The organism is Rhodococcus sp. NS-SX18, from assembly GCF_057367935.1.
This window is the reverse complement of sequence record NZ_CM170633.1, coordinates 2,110,696-2,128,809: the sequence shown is the minus strand read 5'-3', so window position 1 is coordinate 2,128,809 and position 18,114 is coordinate 2,110,696. Positions and strand designations below refer to the sequence as shown.

Here is an 18,114-nt window from a genome sequence, read left to right as displayed (position 1 = left end):
CGGTCCATCGTCTTCTTCCTTCCCGAGAGCCATCCGGGCGGTCACCCGCGCGGCGGCCTCGGCCGGTGGGTGGTCGTCTTCCTGATACTCCCGTCGGTGTCGTAGTAAGTCCACTCGCCGGTCTTCCTGCCGTGCTCCCAGTGTCCGCTGTCGACGAGTGTCCCCGCCGCCGTCCAGCGTTCCCAGTGGCCGTGCTTGTCACCGTGGGCGAATGCACCGCGCTGCAGCAGACCGCCGGTGGCGCGGTACCAGGTCCAGGGACCGTGCAGGACGCCGCGGTCGTAACCACCCTCGGAACGTAGCGCCCCACCGGCGGAGAAGTGCCGCCACGTCCCGTGACGCTCGCCGTCGACGTAAGTACCCGCCACCAGCCCGCCGTGCGGGTCGGGCTCCACCCATTCGCCGGTCTTACGGCCGTGACCATCCACCGCGTTCGGACGCTCGAGGGGCGCGCTCACCTCGTACCCCCGAGCCGGGCCGGGGCTTCGCATGCGCCGCTCGGTCCTGCGGCGATCCGCGAGACATCACTCACAGACACCGACTATATGCAAGCGACTGCTTGCATATCAAGGGATCCGCCGGGTCACGGCGTCACGGGTTCGCGCCACATCTTCCACAGGGTCGGCCCACCGTTCGGGACGGCGATCTCGCCGGTGACCCGGAACCCGAACCGCTCGTAGTAGGAGATGTTCTTCTCCTTGCTCGACTCGAGATACGCGGGCATCCCGTCTGCGTCACAGCGGTCCAGCCGCGAACGCAGCAGCGCCTTTCCGAAACCCCCACCACGCGCGGCATTTCCGGTTCCGATGGCGGAGAGGTACCAGTGCGGCTCGGCCGGGTGCGCCTCGTCGAGCGCGCCGTCGACCTCGGCGCCGACGCGGGCCCGGCTCCCGAGCGCACGGATCATCCCCGCCGCGACCAGCACGGACCGCCACCCCGTGGCTTTCCAGCGACCCGGCGGCGCCCACATGGTCGCGCCCCCGGCGGACCCGTCCGACCCCTCGGCGATCTCGAGTCCGCCGTGCGACAGCAGGTGATGTCTCGCCTCGACGGCGAACATGCGGGGCAGACCTCGGCGCCGGCGCTCGTCGTCGGGCCACATCCACATCATCACCGGATCGTCGAAGAACGCGTCGGCGAGGGTGCGGGCGAAGACCGGTATGTCCCGTCTGGTGACCGGGCGGACGACAGGGGTCATGCGGACGAGGCTACCGGCCTCGAAGGAGCATCGTTGCCGCACAGCAGGTTTTACGTCGTTGTCACACCGAGCGGGTGACCGGGGTTTCATTTGATGCAACAATGTTTCTCTGTAAGAAACCACCGAAGTGCGAGCTGTGAGGAAACACGATGACCGAAACCGCGAACATCGTCATCGTCGGCGGCGGACTCGAGGGCCTGGCTGCGGCCTGGTCTCTCGCCGAGCGCGGCGAAACGGACGTCCTGGTGCTGGAACGCGGGACGATGTGCTCCGGCATGACCGGCAAGTCCAGCGGCATCGTCCGCTGCCACTACGGCGTTCCGTCGCTGGCCGCGATGGCCTGGCACGGCGTGCAGGTGTTCTCCGAAGCCGAGGAGATCTTCGGCGCCGACATCGGCTTCCGGCAGACCGGATACGTCGTCGGCGTCGGGCCTGAGAACACCGCCCCGCTCGCCGCCAACGTCGAGATGCACCGCGCTCTCGGAGTGCCCGTCGAGACGATCGACGCCGACGAGGTCCGCCGCCTGCTACCGGGGATCGCCCTCGATCCCTTCGCGGCCTTCGCGTACGAGCCCCTCGGCGGCCACGGCGACGCCTACATGACCGGAATGGCCTACGGCACCCGCGCCCGAAGCCTCGGCGTGCGAGTGCGCCAGAGCACCCCCGTCGCCTCCCTCCTGCAGCGCGAGGGCGGCGAGGTCTACGGGGTGCAGCTCGCGGACGGCTCCGAAATCCACGCGGGCACCGTCGTGCTCGCGACCGGCGTGTGGTCACCGGCACTCGGCGCGACCGCCGGCGTGGACCTCCCGATCCGGGCCCAGCGGGAACAACTGCTGCTCGTCGACCAGGGCGAACCCACTCCCGACATACCCACCTTCTCCGACCTGGTGAATCTCCAGTACATCCGCCGCGAGCCCAACGGGGACCTGCTGGTGGGCAACAGCGACCACTCCGCGCCGGAATGGGCGGACCCGGACGACTACGTCAATCGCGCCGACGACCCGTTCGTGGAATCCGCCGTCGCGAAGCTCGACCGGCTGCTGCCCGTCATGCCCGATCCGCGACTCGCCTCGTCGTATGCGGGATGCTACGACACCACACCCGACTACAACCCGATCATCGGCCCGTCCCCGGCGCCGGGACTGTTCCTGCTCGTGGGCTTCAGCGGCCACGGTTACAAGATCTCCCCTGCCGTCGGCCGGCTCGCCGCCGACCTCCTGCTCGACGGCATCAGCAGCGACCCCGCCGTCGACGGCACCGACTTCCGGTATTCGCGTTTCGCCGAAGGCAAACCGCTCGCCAGCCTGAACCCGTACGTCGGCGCCGGAGAGATGCGCTGACGAACCGCACCGGCGGGCACGCCGCTGTACCGAAGCCCCGGCGGGGTATAGAACTGAAGGTGACGCTGCACCGCGGGGACCGGAGAAGGTACACGTCATGCCGGACGACGAGGACCTGTTCTCGGCCACCGGAGAGCCGGACACGGTTCTCCGCGTGTTCGAGGCGCTGCCGTTCGCTCTCGGGGCGTGGCAGGGACACGATCATGTGTACGTCGCGACCAATGCCGCCTACCGTGCCCTCCTCGGCCGGGACGATCTCCTCGGCCGGCCGGTGCGCGAGGTCGTCCCCGAACTCGAGGGTCAGCAGTTCTTCGAGCTGCTCGACCGGGTGGCGGCGACCGGCGTCGCCGAGACCGCCAAGGAATGGTGCATGCAGATCGACACCGACGGTAGCGGGGTAGTGCGCGAGCGCTACTTCGACTTCACCATCGCTCCCTGCCGCGACCCCGGCTGCGGCGTCGCCGGGCTGCTCTTCTTCGCCTCCGACGTGACCGAGAGCGTCCTGGCCAGGCACGTCGTCGAGGCCCGGGCCCAGCTGATGTCGGAGAAGTACGAGCAGGCCCGCGACGCGGTGACGGTGATGCAGCACGCCCTGCTGGCGCCGTCCGTTCCGGTCGTGCCGGGAGCCGAGGTGGCGGCGGCCTACCTGGTCGCCGCGGAGGACACGGCCGCCGGCGGCGACTGGTTCGACGCGCTGGCCCTCCCGAACGGCGAGCTCGCGCTCATCACCGGGGACGTCGTCGGGCACGGCGTCGAGGCCGCCGCCGTGATGGGACAACTCCGGGCGGTGCTGCGCCAGCAGATCCTCGCGGGTGCAGACGTCACCGGCGCCCTGTCGACTCTCGACGCCTTCTCGGCGCACGTCCCCGGCGCCCGCACCGCGACGGTCTGTGTCGTCGTGCTCGACACCGCCACCGGCCGAGTCTGCTACTGCACCGGCGGGCATCCCCCGCCGCTGGTGGCGAGCCCGGCGGGGGCGGTGCGCTACCTGTCCCCCTCGGGCGCGACGCCGATCGGCACCGGCTCGACGTTCCCCGTCGCCACCGACATCCTTGCTACCGGCGACGTCGTGCTGCTGTACACGGACGGGTTGATCGAGCGTCCCGGCCGGCCGCCCCCGGTGAGCACCGCCGAACTCGCGGAGCGGGCAGCCCTGAGCGTGACCGGCCGCTCGTTCCCGATCCCGGACACGCGCGCCCGGACGGTGGATCGGGTGTGCGGGGAAATCCTCGAATTCCTGCTCCGGGAAACCGGATACAGCGACGACGTGACCATCGTCGCCGCTCAGCGGACGGTGATGCCGGATCCCCTGCATCTTCACCTGCGCGCCGACCGGGAGGCGCCGAAGGCCGCGCGGGCGGCGCTGCGGCACTGGCTCGTGCGCATCGGGGCCGACCGTGCGGGGACCGTGGCCGTCGAGCACGTGGTCTCCGAACTCGTGTCCAACGTCGTCGAGCACGCCTATCCCGACACCGCCGCCGAGCACACCCCGGTCGAGATCGGCGGCATTCTCGATGCCGACGGCTGTCTCCGGATCCGGGTGCGGGACCGGGGCCGCTGGAAGGACCCGGCGAAAACCCCGGAGTCCCACCGGTTGCCGGGCAGGCGCGGCCGCGGGCTGACGATGGTCCGGCTCTTCGCCGACGATCTCCGCATCGACTGCGACGACACGGGCACGACTGCGACGGTGACGTTCCGGCTCACCCGCAGCGCCCGCGTCGTCACCGAATTCACCGACGGCGCGATCGTCGGTCGTCCCGATCCTCCGCGCGACTTCGCCGTCGACGAGACCACACCCGGTCGCCTCTCGGTGCGGGGAGATGTCGACATCGACACCGCCCCCATCTTGAAGGGACACCTCGACACGGCATCACGCGGCGGAACACTCTCGGTGACAGTGGATCTGAGCGAGGTCACCCACCTCGGCTCCGCCGGGGTCTCGTTGCTCTCCACGGCCCGGGACCGTGCGGCCAGGCAACACACCGCAGTCACCCTGGTGGCCCCACCGGGCACCACCGCCCATCATGTGCTCAGTCTGGTCGGACTCCACGCCCGGGCCGAACCCCATGCGGGCGGCAGTGCCGAGTCCTCCGGGGACCCGCAGACGTGAACCGGCACCGACGAAATGTCGGTGCCGGAAGAAGACCCGGATCAGCTCGCGATCTTTCGTCTCCGGGACTGCACGTACTTCTCCCGCTCGGCGACCGACATCCCACCCCACACCCCGTAGGGTTCGCCCATCGTGAGCGCGTGCTCACGGCACTGCTCGATGACCGGGCACCGATGGCACATCTCCTTGGCCTTCGACTCCCGCTGGTACCGCGCTCGGCCCCGTTCACCGTCGGGCGAGAAGAACACCGACGAGTCGACACCGCGGCACAAGCCCTGCATCTGCCAGTTCCAGACATCGACGGTCGGCCGGAGGGGGTGGGGTGACAATGGCACGGGGCTCTCCTTGACAGCAGGCTCACACGCAGTGCGAGCGGACCAAACGAAAGTCTGCGACCTTTCGCTCACTTCGATCCACGCGCCGAGACCCCCGCGAGGGGCCGCATCTCGGTTCGTCGATCTCATGGACCGGGGAGTACCCCACGCCACCGGAATTCATGCCAACAGAAAGTGAGATTTGTCGAAGATCCACGAAACTGGGGGTGGAACCCCGGCCGACCCGGTCCGCGACGCACATATCCCCTGTTCGCGGTACCCCGGAACCGCCGCGGACGGTCAGCGACCGGCCATCGCTCTGAGCAATGGAGCCGCTGGCAGCGACGCGAACAGCGCCGCCTCGTCGCGCCACGACGACTCCTCGTCGAGGAACCGCAGGATCGGCTCCGCGGAGGACCGGTCGAACAGGCCCGCGAACGCGCGCTCGAGCACCGCGGGCCGCTCGACGACGGCCCGCAACAGCCCCTGGTCGTACCGGGCGAACCGGGACGCGGCCGGGCGCACGTCGAAAGGGTGTCCGTGCCGGGCGAGCGAGCGAGCGAGCGCCTCACTGTCGCGTTGGATCCGCTGATAGGCATATCCGCTGCTGCCCTTGAGCATCCCGCCCGCGGCGCCGATCCGCACGATGTTGCCGCGGCGCCGCGCCGGTGGCTGCGACGCCAACGGGAGCCGCGCGGACTCGTCCGCCTCCACGACGTAGGTGCCCTCGTCGGCGCCGAGCACCGCCGCCAGGTACTCCCGGAGTGCGCCGTCGTGGCCGGCGGCGCCGACGGGACCGGCGGCGGGGTGCGCGAAACTCGTGTGCTCGACGAGGGCGCGACGGTCGTCGGTGGGCAGCACGTACACGAAGGAGGCGGCCCGGCCCTGATCGGTGCGGAAGTCGAACAGGGTGGGGACCTCGGGATCGAACAGGGGCGCTTCGGTGCGGATCCGCCACCCCCGGAAGTCGAGCCAGGCATCGGGGCTCGTCCCGTCGCCCAGGTCGGCGCTGCCGGGGCCGCGGCCGTCGAAGACCCACTCGGGGTGCAGTTCCGTCCCGTCGGACAGGCCGACCCGCGGACGGGCTCCGTCGTGCACGCGCGTCACGCGGCCGGTGCGGAGCCCGATGTCGTCGACTGCGTCCGTGATCTCGTCGACCACCGACACCAGATCGGCGCCACGGACGACGTCGTACCGGTACCGGCCGAGACCGAGGGTGCGGGACCGCCCGCCCGCGTGGACCCGGACCCGGGCGAACCGCGCGGAGACGGCGGTGTCGAGCAGTCCGGGCCGGCGGGACCAGAACGCCCATCCGGCTTCTCGGATGTCGCGGGCGCCGTCGTCGACGAGCACCACCGGACCCGGCCGCGCCGGGACGGTGGCGAGATGGGCCGCCAGGGACAGGCCGCTCAGGCCCGCCCCCAGGACGGCGATGCCGCCGTCGACCGGTTCGTTCCAAGCTCGCACGCTCGCCCCTCCCCCTCGCCGGAGCCTTCTCCTTCGCCACCGTACCGGCCGCCGGGGACGGTCGTGCGGTGCTACGCCGCGTGGGCGCGTGCCCGTTCCCGCAACCAGGCCATCGCCGGCATGCGGTAGGAGTCGATGCCCTTGTACGCGGCGATCTCGCCGGGCAGCTCCTCCACGATGTCGGCGAGCTGTTCGGCCCACACCGGGACCTGCGCGATCTCCTCGAGCGGCGCCATGTAGGTGCGGATGTTGAACACCACTGTCCCTGTCATGGGCAACCGGATCAGATGCTCGAGTTCGATGCGCAGCTGGATGCGGCCCCAGTCGCGGTCGGCGACCAGCCGTGGCATGTCGTCCATCCATTCGGGCATCGTCTCGAGGCTGGTGTCCCGTCGCCGCGAGCCGACCGCGGAGAAGGTCCAGTTCACCCGCCGGTACGGCCGCTCCGTGGTGAGACGGCGCATGAACTGCTCGGCGCGGTCGGTCACCCCGGTCGAGGTCAGGCCGGGTACGGGCCGGTGGATCTCGTGCAGGCTCATCCCGATGTCGAACTTGACGGACCAGTCGGCGGACGACGTGACCAGCGCCGCGTCGAACCACAGGTGCCCGTCGCGCTCGGTCACCAGCAGCACGTCGTCGGGCAACTGGCATCCGATGAAGACCAGTGGATGTTCCGGCAGGGTGGACAGATCGCCGAGGACGAACCGCTGATCGATCCCGAGAAGATCGTTGCGCCAGCGGTACCCGTCGCTCTCGACGTCGAAGTGCATGACGTCGGGGAAAGAGGCCGCCATGTCGCGCATGTAGTAGAGCATCAGATCCCAGCACGCCGGCGTCATGTGGGGCAGCATCTGCACGCGCCCGGGGTCGGCCTCGAGGATCGCACGGCGCAACCGCATCATCTCGAGGTAATCGTCGTGGCTCTTGCCCAGGTCGACGATGTGCTCGCCCCAGGCCCCGGCGGCGGTCTCGGTGCGGCGCGGTGCCGGTTCGACATTGACGGCGTAACGAAACACTCTGTCGCCCTGGGGGAAGGGCCACGGCAGACAGGACAGGTCGCTGACGACGGAGGCGGTCACGAGGGGTTCCTTTCCGGTAGGTGTCAGGCCACGGCGCCGAGATAGGCACCGTGGTGCCCCGACAGATGGGGGCGGATCTCGAGGTCGAGGCCGCACGAACCGCAGGCGACGACATCCCCGGGTCCGGCATCGACGGACCCGGTCGTGCCGCAGTGCGGGCAGAACACCGGTACTCCGTCGACGGCCGTGACGTAGGTGGTCGTCTCGCACGGCAGCAGGCCGGCGGCGCGCGCGGCAGCCGTCGCCGCCATCGCTTCCCGCCGCGGTCCGGCGATCAGCACGCGGGTACCGGCGCGGGCCTCGCGCACGAGACGCGCCACCTCCGCAGCGCTCGCATCCGGAACCACGGTGGCGATGCGGCCGGCGGCGAGCGCCTCCGCCGCCCAGGCCGTCACCGCGGCCCGCGCGTCGGCGCCGCCACCGAGGCAGAACATGAGATGGATGCGCCCACTCGGATCGAGCGGGGGCACCGCACCGGTGACGAAACCGGAGTTCTTCACGGCCGCACACCCCCGAACTCGCGCAACCACTTCAGGCCCGGCTCGCGGGTGCGGGTGAGGCCCTTGTAGTCGGCCATGTCCCCGGGCAGTTCCTCGAGGACCCGGTAGAGCCGGTCGGCCCATTCCGGCACCAGCGCGACCTCCTCGAAGGGCAGCAGGTAGGTGCGGACGAGGAACATGATCGCGCCGGACGCGCCGAGCCGGATCAGGTGCTGCACCTCGACCCGCAGGTGCAGGCGACGGCCGACGTCCTCGAGAGGCCCCTCGGCGAGCAGGCGCCGGTCACGTCCCCACTCGGGATACGTCTCGGTGGCCGTGTCGAGCCGGCGGTCCACGGTCAAAGTCCAGTTGGTGCGCCGGTACCGTTGCCCGGGTTGCAGTCCCATGAGGAAGGACTGGGCGCGGGTGATCACCCCCTCGGTATGGATGCGGGGCACGGGACCGTGGATCTGCAGGAAGCTCATCCCGACGTCGAAACGCAGCGACCAGTCCGCCGCGAACGTCACCAGGCCCGCGTCGCCCCACAGGGCACCGTCGCGCTGGTCCAGCAACACGACGTCCTCCTGGATCTGCCGGCCGATGTACAGCAGGGGTGGCTCGGGCAGGGTGGCGGACTGCCCGTAGACGAACACGTGCTCGAGGTCGAGGGCGCGGTTGCTCCACCGCCGGGCGGTGCCGTCGCGGTCGAGCGCGAAGGTCTGCGGGTACGCCTCGGCCAGCATCGTCATCAGGGTGAGCATCGCGTCCCACTGGGCGACCTCCATGTGCCCGAGTGCCTGGAAGCGGCCCGGGTCGGTGGCGAGCACGCGCCGTCGTTCGGCGAGTTCGTCGAGGAGGAAGCCGTCCACGTCGACCGGATGCTCACCCCATCCGCCGGCGGCCGTGTCGGCGGGGGTCTCGGCGGGTTCGACATTGGTGCTGTAGCGGTAGGTGTCGCGGGGGAACGGAAACGGGAACCGCGCGACGTGTTCCGGGAGTACCTCGAATCCGGTTGCGGCAGTCACAGGTCCAGCTCCAATCGGTCGCCGCCGGCGCGGGAGACGCAGGGCATCACGCAGTCGCCGGCGAGCTTCTCCGCGTCGGTCAGGTAGAGGTCGCGGTGCTCGATCGCGCCGCCGGTCACCGGGATCCGGCATTCGCCGCACACTCCCTGCCGGCACAGGTTCGGCACCGCAACCCCGTTCGTTTCGAGCGCGTCGAGCAGGCTCACGCCGGAGTTCACTACGATGTCGATCCCGGTGCGGTTCAGATGCGCGGTGAACGGCGCTCCGGGGTCGAGGTCGCCGACACCGAAGTGCTCGTAGTGGATGCGGGCGTCGGGCCACCCCGCCCCGCGGGCGCGGGCGGTGAGTTCGTCGATGAGACCGGCGGGCCCGCACACGTACAGGTGCGTGCCGAGCGGCTGATCGAGCAGGGCCGGGCCGAGCGCGGCCCAGAACTGCCCGGGTGTGTGGTAGGTGTGCAGGCGGTCGCCGCACAGTTGGCGCAGCTCGCCGAGGTGCGGGCCGTCGCCCTCGCGGAAGGTGTAGTGGACCTCGAAGGAGCGGCCCCACTGCGCGGCGGCGCGGGCGTGCGAGAGGATGGGTGTGACGCCGATGCCGCCGGCCACGAGCAGGTGATGGCGCGCGGTGAGGACCGGCGCGAAGGCACTTCGGGGTCTGCTGACCTCCACGACGTCGCCGACCTCGAGATTGTGGACCCAGCGGGAGCCGCCCCGGCCGGTCTCGTCGAGCCGCACGGAGATCGAGTAGCTCTGCGGTTCGAGCTCCGGACCGGTCAGGGAGTAGGAATTGCGGCGGGGCCGGCCGTCGTCGTGGGGGCCGCAGGAGAGCACTACGTGGCTGCCCGGGGTGAACGACGGCAGTGGCGCACCGGTGGGGTCGACGAACCGCACGTGCCGCACACCGGTGGCGACGGTGGTCACCTCGGCGACGGCGAGGGTCAGGATCGCGTCGTTGCGCCGGACGGCCGCTCCGGAATCGGATACGAGTGTCATCAGCATTCCTCCGCGTCGAGCTGGTAGCCGAGATATGCGCCGTGGTGGCGCGAAACATGGTGGTAGACCACGAGGGTCGCCGCGCAACCCGGGCACGTGCTCGTCTGCCCGATCGCGGCGGCGGTGTCGTGGGTGTGCCGGCAGTGCGCGCAGTACACCGTGCGGGTGTCCGTGGTCAGCACCTCGGGCAGGATCTCGTCGTCGAGCGCCCCCGCGGCGACGGCCACGGCCCGGGCGGCGAGGACGGCGGCCTCGTCGCCCACCAGGACGAGCCGCCAGCCGACGCGGGCCGCGGAGAGCTGTCGCTGCAGGACCTCCGCGGCCGCGTCGCCCCAGGTGGCGGGCGCCCGTAGCCAGCTCACCCGCCGGCCTTCGAAAGAGGTCACCAGGCGGCGGGCGTGGTCGGTGGCGGCGTCGCCGAACGACAGGACGGTGACCGCCCTGCCGCCGTCGGCGACGACGCGCTCCTCGTCCCAGCGCGGGACGCTGGTCGTCTCCGTACAGACACTCATGTCCGGGTCCTCACGGCGCGAACGTGCGCTGGCCGACGTAGAACGCCAGCGCACCGTCGGGCGTGGTGAAGCGGATGCGTGAGCCCTTGGGGAAGAAGATCGCGTCCTTGGCGCGGGCGATCGCGACCTGGCCGGTGTCGAGGTTCTCGAGGCGGAACTCGCCTTCGAGGACGACCTTCATCTCGTCGTATTCGTACAGGTAGTCCAGGGGGGCGTCGGTGTGCTCGAGCTTGAAGTATCCGGCGGCCATCTCCGACCCCTCGGGGTTGGGGTAGACGTCGTCGATGAAGCCTTCGGTGCCCGGGAATTCGTCGGTGGACATCTGGGGCAGGCTCTTCCAGAAGTCGGCGGTGACGCGGAACGCGGGGACGGTGGTGGTCTCTGCCATGGAGGCTCCTGAGGATCGAGGCCGGTTGCACCGGCGGGGTGAGAAGAACGTCGATCGCTGACGTGAAACAGACAGTAATGAGATGAAACACCCCGGGCGGTTACCGTCGCGTTAACGCGTGTAACCGAATCCTCTCGGCCCGAGGGAAATTCGCGATTCGGCGGGCCGGGCCGGACCGTCACCACAAACTCACGACCACGTAACACGGTCGTCATGCATGCTATGTTTCATTTCATTCGACAGCGATTCACCATATGAAACTTCGCAGCCGGACCTCAGGAGTACCCATGACGCTCGAAGCCACCGACCTCCCCGTGATGCGTCTGCCCTCCACGGACGCCCCCGTCGCCGATCTCGCCACTCTCGCCCGCGCCACCGACACCCGCTTCATCCTCGCGGTGTTCACCAACCTCGCCGGAAAGCCCTGCGCCAAGCTCGTCCCGGTCGAGGCGGTCGACGAGCTCCAGTCCGACGGGGTCGGTTTCGCCGGCTACGCCGCCGGAGCGATGGGGCAGGTCCCGAAGGATCCCGACCTCGTCGCACTCCCCGACCCCACCTCCTTCACGCCGATCCCGTTCGTGCGTCCGGGCCTCGCGCTGGTGCACTGCGACCCCCACGTCGAGGGCACGCCCTGGCCCTATGCCCCGCGGGTGATCCTGAAGCAGGTCCTGGGCAAGGCCGCCGAGCGTGGCCTCTCCGTCAAAGTCGGCGCCGAGATCGAGTACTTCCTCGTCCGGCGGGACGAGGACGGGACGCTGCGCACCGCCGACGTGCTCGACACCTCGCGGCAGCCCTGCTACGACGCCCGGGACGTCACCCGCATGTACGAACACCTGACCTCGATCTCCGCGGCGATGAACTCCCTCGGCTGGGGCAACTACGCCAACGACCACGAGGACGGCAACGGACAGTTCGAGCAGAACTTCCACTACGCCGACGCGATGACCACCGCCGACCGCGTGGTCACGCTGCGCTACCTGATCTCGGTGCTCGCCGAGCAACGCGGCATGACCGCGACCTTCATGCCCAAGCCGTTCGCCGACCGCACCGGCTCGGGCATGCACATGCACCTGTCGCTGTGGCGGGCGGACGGGGCCGCGTTCCCCGATGCCGACGATCCCCGCGGACTCGGGCTGTCCGAGACCGCGTACGCGTTCATCGCCGGCATCCTCGACCATGCCTGCGCCCTGCAGGGTGTGATCGCCCCGACCGTCAACTCCTACAAGCGGACCGGAGCCACCGCCACCAGCTCCGGCGCGACGTGGTCGCCGCGGCACGCCACCTACGGCGGCAACGACCGCACCCACTACCTGCGTGTTCCGGACGGCAACCGCGTCGAGCTGCGCGGTGGGGACGGCTCGGCCAACCCCTACCTCGCTGCCGCCGCAGCCGTCGCGGCGGGCCTCGACGGCATCGACCGCAGGCTCGATCCCGGTGCACCCGGCGGCACTCCGAATCCGGAGACGCTGCCGATGACCCTGCTGCACGCGATGGACGCCCTCACCGCCGACCCCGTCGTGACCGGCGCCCTCGATGCCGCCGGCCCGGGTGTCGCCGAGTACTTCGCCGCCCTCAAGCGCGAGGAGTTCTTCCACTGGCACAACACCGTGACCGCGTGGGAGATCGACAGCTACCTGACCGCCTTCTGACCCGTTCGGGTCACCGCGAACGACGATCGAAAAGGAGAGACGACCCATGTGCGGAATCGTCGGGCTTCACCTGCGTGACGCCGCCCTCGCCCCCCGCCTGGGCAGCCTGCTGACCGGCATGCTCGGCCAGATGGTCGACCGGGGGCCGGATTCGGCCGGGGTCGCCCTCTACGGCGACCCCACCTTCTCCCCCGCCGGCCACACCTCGGTGTCCCTGCTCGGCGCCGCCCCGGACCTCGCCGCCACCGTGGGTGCCGCACTCGGGGTGAGCGTGACCGGCATCGACCTGGCACCCACCACGGTGCTGCACGCGCCGGTTCCGGCGCAGCTGCTCGCCGACACAGTCCGCGCTGTCGATCCCGGCGCCACGCTCATCGGCTTCGGCGACGACGTCACCGTCCTCAAGGGCATGGGTGACCCGGTGGCGCTGGCCGAGCGCTTCGGGATCCCCGTCGCCTCCGGATGGCAGGGCGTCGGCCACACCCGCATGGCCACCGAATCGGCCGTCACCGCCGCCGGTTCGCACCCGTTCGCCGTCGGCCCGGATCAGTGCCTGGTGCACAACGGCTCGTTCTCCAACCACCTGTCGGTCAAGCGGGAACTCGAGGCCGAGGGGGTGGCGTTCGACAGCGCGAACGACACCGAGGTCGGGGCGCGATTCGTCGCCAAGCACCTCGCCGAAGGCGCCGACCTCGAGAAGGCCCTGCGGCTGCTCGGAGACCGCTTCGACGGGTTCTACACCCTGCTCGTGTCGACGTCCGACTCCTTCGCCGTCGTGCGTGATCCGATCGCGTGCAAGCCCGCGATCGTCGCCGAGACCGACGCGTACGTCGCGATGGCCTCCGAGTTCCGGGCCCTCGCCGGTCTGCCCGGCATCGCGGACGCCCACATCTTCGAACCCGAGCCGGAGCGGGTCTACGTATGGCACCGCTGACCAGTACCGACGCTTCCCCCACCGCTTCGACGCCGGAGACGACCATGCCTGCCGAAACCCTGCCTGCCGAAACCCTGCCTGCCGAGACCCCTGCCGCCACCACGACGTACGACCTCGACGTCACCACCACGCGCGAACTGAACGCCGCACTGCAGGCCACCGAGGCGCCCGCGTCGGTGACCGTCACCAATCCCCAGGGCAAGCACGCCCTCGCGTGCGGGCTCGACCGGCCGATCGACGTGCGCATCGAAGGCCACGTCGGCTACTACGCCGCCGGAATGAACAAGCACGCGACCGTCACCGTGGCGGGCAACGCCGGGGTCGGCGTCGCCGAGAACATGATGTCGGGCACGGTGCGCGTCACCGGGAACGCCTCCCAGTCCGCCGGCGCCACGGCCCACGGCGGGTTGCTGGTGATCGAGGGCAACGCCGCCGCCCGCTGCGGCATCTCCATGAAGGGCGTGGACATCGTCGTCGGCGGCAGCATCGGCCACATGAGCGCCTTCATGGGACAGGCCGGGCGGCTCGTCGTCCTCGGCGATGCCGGTGAGGCCCTCGGAGATTCGTTGTACGAGACACGCATCTACGTGCGCGGCACCGTCGCCTCCCTCGGCGCGGACTGCGTGAAGAAGGAGATGCGGCCCGAGCACCTCGAGGAACTGCGCGACCTCCTCCGGGCGGCCGGCTTCGACGCCGACCCGGCCGAGTTCACCCGCTACGGCTCGGCCCGCGGGCTCTACCACTTCCACGTCGACAACGCCTCGGCGTACTGATCGCACCGTATTCAGGAGACTCCCATGACCTTCCAGCCCGGACTTCGTGAGTCGGCCACCTTCGACCGCAACGTCATCCACGAGATCCAGCGTGCCGCCGACACCGGCATCTACGACATCCGTGGATGGGGCGCCAAGCGCAAGCTTCCGCACTTCGACGACCTGCTGTTCCTCGGCGCGTCGATGTCGCGATACCCCCTCGAGGGTTATCGCGAGAAGTGTGAGACCGACGTGGTCCTCGGCGACCGGCACGCGAAGTACCCACTGCACCTGGACATCCCGGTGACCATCGCCGGGATGAGCTTCGGGGCGCTGTCCGGCCGGGCGAAGGAGGCGCTCGGGCGCGGCGCGAGCGAGGTCGGCACCTCCACCACCACCGGCGACGGTGGGATGACGCCGGAGGAACGCGGCCAGTCCAAGCACCTCGTCTACCAGTACCTGCCGTCGCGCTACGGGATGAACCCCGACGACCTTCGCAAGGCCGATGCGATCGAGGTCGTCCTCGGCCAGGGAGCCAAGCCCGGGGGCGGCGGCATGCTGCTCGGTCAGAAGATCACCGAGCGCGTCGCCGGAATGCGCACCCTGCCGGTCGGGATCGATCAGCGCAGCGCGTGCCGGCACCCCGACTGGACCGGTCCGGACGACCTCGCGATCAAGATCATCGAGCTGCGGGAGATCACCGGGTGGGAGAAGCCGATCTATGTGAAGGTGGGCGCGACCCGGACCTACTACGACGTCAAGCTCGCCGTGAAGGCCGGCGCCGACGTCGTCGTCGTCGACGGCATGCAGGGCGGCACGGCGGCCACGCAGGACGTGTTCATCGAACACGTCGGGATCCCGACGCTCGCCGCGATCCCGCAGGCCGTGCAAGCGCTGCAGGAGCTGGGGATGCACCGCACCCCGGGCGGCGTGCAGCTCGTCGTCTCCGGCGGCATCCGCTCGGGTGCGGACGTCGCCAAGGCCATGGCCCTCGGCGCGGACGCCGTCGCGATCGGCACCGCCGCGTTGATCGCGTTGGGCGACAACGACCCCCGATTCCATTCGGAATACGAGAAACTCGGCTCCGCCGCCGGGTTCTACGACGACTTCCAGGACGGCAAGGACCCGGCGGGCATCACCACGCAGGATCCGGAGCTGCAGGCCCGGTTCGATCCGGTCGAGGGCGGCCGACGACTCGCGAACTACCTGCGCGTGCTCACCATGGAGGCACAGACCATCGCGCGTGCCTGCGGCAAGTCCCACCTGCGCAACCTCGAGCCCCAGGACCTGGTGGCCCTGACGCTCGAGTCGGCCGCCATGGCGCGCGTGCCGCTGGCCGGCACCGACTGGATTCCCGGCCGAGGCTTCTGAGCCGCTCCCGCCTCCCACCGAGCGAATGTGCCTTGCTGTCGGCCTGTCCGACGGCAAGGCACATTCGCTCGCTTTCGCATGTGCGCCCCCGCACGACCGTCCACTGTCGGGAAACAACACGTACAGTGAGGACATGAGCAGCCCCGAGCGTCCCGTACTGCACGACGCGCCGGGCCGGGAGGTCCCGCGCGACACCCCGACCGGGGTGGACCTGGAACGCGCCATCGCCCGCGAGGTCCGCAAGCTGCGGATCGCCAGCGGGCTCTCCGTGGGCGACATGGCCGCGAAGGTGGGCATCTCCAAGGCGATGCTGTCGAAGATCGAGAATGCCCAGACATCGTGCAGCCTGTCGACTCTCGCTCGCCTGGCGGCAGGTCTCGACGTCCCGGTGACGTCGCTGTTCCGGGGCGCCGACGCGCAACGCGAGGCGGTGTTCGTCAAGGCCGGGCAGGGCGCGGAGATCGTCGGCCGCGGTACCCGCGTCGGGCACCACTACGAACTCCTCGGCACGCTGCGGGGTCAGCACAAGCGGCTCGAGCCGGTACTGGTGACGCTCACCGACGCGAGCGAGGTCTTCCCCCTGTTCCAGCACCCGGGAACCGAGCTGCTCTACATGCTCGAGGGCGAGATGGTCTACGGGCATGGCGAATCCGAGTACCGGCTCCAGCCGGGCGACGCCCTGCTGCTCGACGGTGAGGGCATCCACGGACCGAACGAACTCGTCACCCTGCCGATCCGGTTCCTCGCCGTCACCGCGTATCCCGACAAACACCAGGACTGACCGCCGCGGCGATCGGGAGAACGGCGAGCGGGAGGAGGTCGCGGCGTTTCGCGGGTGCCGACCGCCACCACCGCCCGCTCGTCGGGAGAACCTCCCGCTCACGCCGACGAGACCCCCGCCGGAGCGGGGGCCTCGCTCGGCCGGCTCTTTCGCTCAGATCTTCTCGGCGGCGGCCTTCGACGTGAGGACCGTCGCGGCCTCGGCCACTGACGCCGCCTCCGGGCGGGACGTGCCGGAGAATCCCACCGCGTCGAGGACGTACGCAGTTTCGCCGTGCACGACGACGTCGAGGCCTTCGTATTCGGTCTCCGGGTCGACGCGCAGGCCCATGGCCAGGTCGAGACCCTTGGCGATGATCCAGGTGACCGCGAAGGAATAGGTCAGCACCGCGAGCACGGCGACGGTCTGGGTGCCCAGCAGGCCGAATCCGCCGCCGTAGAAGAGCCCGGTCGCACCGCTCGGCGCCGCCGGTACGGCCAGCAATCCGATGAGAATCGTGCCCAGGACGCCGCCGACGAGGTGGATGCCCACGACGTCGAGCGCGTCGTCGTAGCCCAGGCGGAACTTCAGCGAGATCGCGAAGCAGCACAGCGCGCCGGCCAGGGCACCGACGACGAGCGCACCGATCGGCGAGACCGCACCGCAGGCCGGGGTGATAGCGACGAGGGCGGCGATGAGGCCGGACGCCGCACCGAGGGTGGTGGCGTGGCCCTCCCGCAGCTTCTCGACGATCAGCCAGCCACAGATGCCGGCGCACGCCGCGGCGAGGGTGTTGAGCACCACGACGGAGGCACTGTTGTTCGCGGCGAGCGCGGAACCACCGTTGAAGCCGAACCAGCCGAAGAACAGAATGCCGGCGCCGAGAACGGTCAGCGGAAGACTGTGCGGCCGAGGCGGATTGAGGAACGAGCGGCGCTTGCCGAGGACGAGGATCACGGCGAGCGCCGCGATGCCGGCGTTGATGTGCACGGCGGTGCCGCCGGCGAAGTCGACCGCACCGAGGGTGTTGGCGATCCAACCGCCGACGATCGACCCGTCCTCCGAGTCGAACGCGAACACCCAGTGCGCGACGGGGAAGTACACCAGCACCGCCCACAGCCCGGCGAACACCATCCAGGCCGAGAACTTCATGCGGTCGGCGAGGGCGCCACACACGAGCGCGACGGTGATGCCTGCGAACAGCAGCTGGAATCCTGCTATCAGGGCCGGGGGCAGTCCCGGTTCGGCCGGCGCCTCGAGCAGCTGGCCGAGCCCGAGATACTCGAGGGGGTTGCCGAGCAGTCCGGCACCGCCGAGCGAGTTTCCGAGCACGGCCGAGTAGCCGAACAACACCCACAGGACTCCGACCAGCGCGAATCCTGCAAATGTCATCATGATCATGTTGAGCGTGCTGCGGACGCTCACCATGCCGCCGTAGAACAGCGCGAGCCCGGGAACCATCAGCGAGACCGCCGTGAAGGCCGCGAGAATCCAGGCGGTGTCGGCGGCAGCAATTGCCTCTTCCATAGGTGTCCACCTTGTTCAGTCCCGAGGGATCGCCCCTCGTACGTGTCGCGGTGACTGTCTTATGTTGTTAATCACCGTCACCTGAGAGTGAACCTGCTGTGTAATGAGCGTGGGAGTCGCCGGTGAACTTCGTGTAACGGCGGCTCGCCCTCGGGAACCGCGACCGCCCAGCGCCCGCTCGGCCACGCCCGGTAGCGTTCGAACCGGTATACGCATC

18 protein-coding genes are annotated in these 18,114 nt (G+C 70.0%); 7 read left to right on the top strand and 11 right to left on the bottom strand.

Translation table 11 applies throughout. The features are described from left to right. Nucleotides 1-41: 41 nt before the first annotated feature. Both AC2IPW_RS09965 and AC2IPW_RS09960 read right to left on the bottom strand, forming a co-directional pair. Nucleotides 42-458 carry a toxin-antitoxin system YwqK family antitoxin gene (locus AC2IPW_RS09965; protein ID WP_486376793.1) on the bottom strand — a complete coding sequence of 139 codons (417 nt, stop codon included), beginning with the start codon at nt 456-458 and terminating at the stop codon, nt 42-44. A 125-nt stretch (nt 459-583) separates the two neighbouring features. Continuing rightward, complete coding sequence (locus tag AC2IPW_RS09960; RefSeq protein WP_486376792.1) at nt 584-1,198, bottom strand: GNAT family N-acetyltransferase; 615 nt, start codon at nt 1,196-1,198, stop codon at nt 584-586. A 149-nt stretch (nt 1,199-1,347) separates the two neighbouring features. Between AC2IPW_RS09960 and AC2IPW_RS09955 the strand changes: the two genes are divergently transcribed. After that, nucleotides 1,348-2,538 (top strand): NAD(P)/FAD-dependent oxidoreductase, encoded by a 1,191-nt coding sequence (locus AC2IPW_RS09955; protein WP_450119908.1) that lies wholly within the window; start codon nt 1,348-1,350, stop codon nt 2,536-2,538. A gap of 97 nt (nt 2,539-2,635) precedes the next feature. Further along, nucleotides 2,636-4,648, top strand: coding sequence for a SpoIIE family protein phosphatase (locus AC2IPW_RS09950; RefSeq protein WP_486376791.1), 2,013 nt, complete (start codon nt 2,636-2,638; stop codon nt 4,646-4,648). 41 nt (nt 4,649-4,689) lie between these two features. Here the strand turns inward: AC2IPW_RS09950 and AC2IPW_RS09945 are convergent, their stop codons facing one another. From AC2IPW_RS09945 to AC2IPW_RS09910, 8 genes are all read right to left on the bottom strand, one after another. Then, on the bottom strand, nt 4,690-4,929 hold the full coding sequence (locus tag AC2IPW_RS09945) for a WhiB family transcriptional regulator (protein ID WP_017680511.1): 240 nt from the start codon (nt 4,927-4,929) through the stop codon (nt 4,690-4,692). A 333-nt stretch (nt 4,930-5,262) separates the two neighbouring features. After that, a complete protein-coding gene (locus tag AC2IPW_RS09940) occupies nt 5,263-6,429 on the bottom strand; it encodes a lycopene cyclase family protein (RefSeq protein ID WP_486376790.1) in 1,167 nt (388 codons plus the stop codon). 71 nt (nt 6,430-6,500) lie between these two features. Beyond that, complete coding sequence (locus AC2IPW_RS09935; RefSeq protein WP_486376789.1) at nt 6,501-7,508, bottom strand: heme-dependent oxidative N-demethylase family protein; 1,008 nt, start codon at nt 7,506-7,508, stop codon at nt 6,501-6,503. 23 nt (nt 7,509-7,531) lie between these two features. After that, on the bottom strand, nt 7,532-8,008 hold the full coding sequence (locus AC2IPW_RS09930; protein ID WP_003938147.1) for a dimethylamine monooxygenase subunit DmmA family protein: 477 nt from the start codon (nt 8,006-8,008) through the stop codon (nt 7,532-7,534). Continuing rightward, nucleotides 8,005-9,012: a heme-dependent oxidative N-demethylase family protein gene (locus AC2IPW_RS09925; protein ID WP_486376788.1), complete on the bottom strand. Its 1,008-nt coding sequence runs from the start codon at nt 9,010-9,012 to the stop codon at nt 8,005-8,007. The genes AC2IPW_RS09930 and AC2IPW_RS09925 overlap by 4 nt, the downstream gene beginning before the upstream one ends. Beyond that, nucleotides 9,009-10,004, bottom strand: a complete 996-nt coding sequence (locus AC2IPW_RS09920) for a PDR/VanB family oxidoreductase (RefSeq protein ID WP_003938145.1) — start codon at nt 10,002-10,004, stop codon at nt 9,009-9,011. Before AC2IPW_RS09920 ends, AC2IPW_RS09925 begins: the two co-directional genes overlap by 4 nt. Beyond that, nucleotides 10,004-10,516: a dimethylamine monooxygenase subunit DmmA family protein gene (locus AC2IPW_RS09915; RefSeq protein WP_450119914.1), complete on the bottom strand. Its 513-nt coding sequence runs from the start codon at nt 10,514-10,516 to the stop codon at nt 10,004-10,006. Before AC2IPW_RS09915 ends, AC2IPW_RS09920 begins: the two co-directional genes overlap by 1 nt. Before the next feature lie 10 nt (nt 10,517-10,526). Further along, on the bottom strand, nt 10,527-10,904 hold the full coding sequence (locus AC2IPW_RS09910) for a cupin domain-containing protein (RefSeq protein ID WP_003938143.1): 378 nt from the start codon (nt 10,902-10,904) through the stop codon (nt 10,527-10,529). Between the two features lie 287 nt (nt 10,905-11,191). Here AC2IPW_RS09910 and glnT point away from each other — a divergent pair, with 287 nt between their 5' ends. The 5 genes from glnT to AC2IPW_RS09885 all read left to right on the top strand — a co-directional run bounded on the left by glnT (nt 11,192) and on the right by AC2IPW_RS09885 (nt 16,391). After that, nucleotides 11,192-12,553 (top strand): type III glutamate--ammonia ligase, encoded by a 1,362-nt coding sequence (glnT, locus tag AC2IPW_RS09905; RefSeq protein WP_486376787.1) that lies wholly within the window; start codon nt 11,192-11,194, stop codon nt 12,551-12,553. A 46-nt stretch (nt 12,554-12,599) separates the two neighbouring features. Further along, nucleotides 12,600-13,487 carry a class II glutamine amidotransferase domain-containing protein gene (locus tag AC2IPW_RS09900; protein WP_003938141.1) on the top strand — a complete coding sequence of 296 codons (888 nt, stop codon included), beginning with the start codon at nt 12,600-12,602 and terminating at the stop codon, nt 13,485-13,487. Between the two features lie 44 nt (nt 13,488-13,531). After that, entirely contained in the window at nt 13,532-14,260 is a 729-nt protein-coding gene (locus AC2IPW_RS09895; protein ID WP_486376786.1) for a protein glxC, read from the top strand. A gap of 24 nt (nt 14,261-14,284) precedes the next feature. After that, entirely contained in the window at nt 14,285-15,610 is a 1,326-nt protein-coding gene (locus tag AC2IPW_RS09890; RefSeq protein WP_450119917.1) for an FMN-binding glutamate synthase family protein, read from the top strand. 133 nt (nt 15,611-15,743) lie between these two features. Further along, on the top strand, nt 15,744-16,391 hold the full coding sequence (locus AC2IPW_RS09885) for a helix-turn-helix domain-containing protein (protein WP_054374234.1): 648 nt from the start codon (nt 15,744-15,746) through the stop codon (nt 16,389-16,391). Between the two features lie 153 nt (nt 16,392-16,544). Here AC2IPW_RS09885 and AC2IPW_RS09880 read toward each other — a convergent pair whose 3' ends face one another. Then, a complete protein-coding gene (locus AC2IPW_RS09880) occupies nt 16,545-17,897 on the bottom strand; it encodes an ammonium transporter (RefSeq protein WP_486376785.1) in 1,353 nt (450 codons plus the stop codon). Nucleotides 17,898-18,114 lie beyond the last annotated feature (217 nt).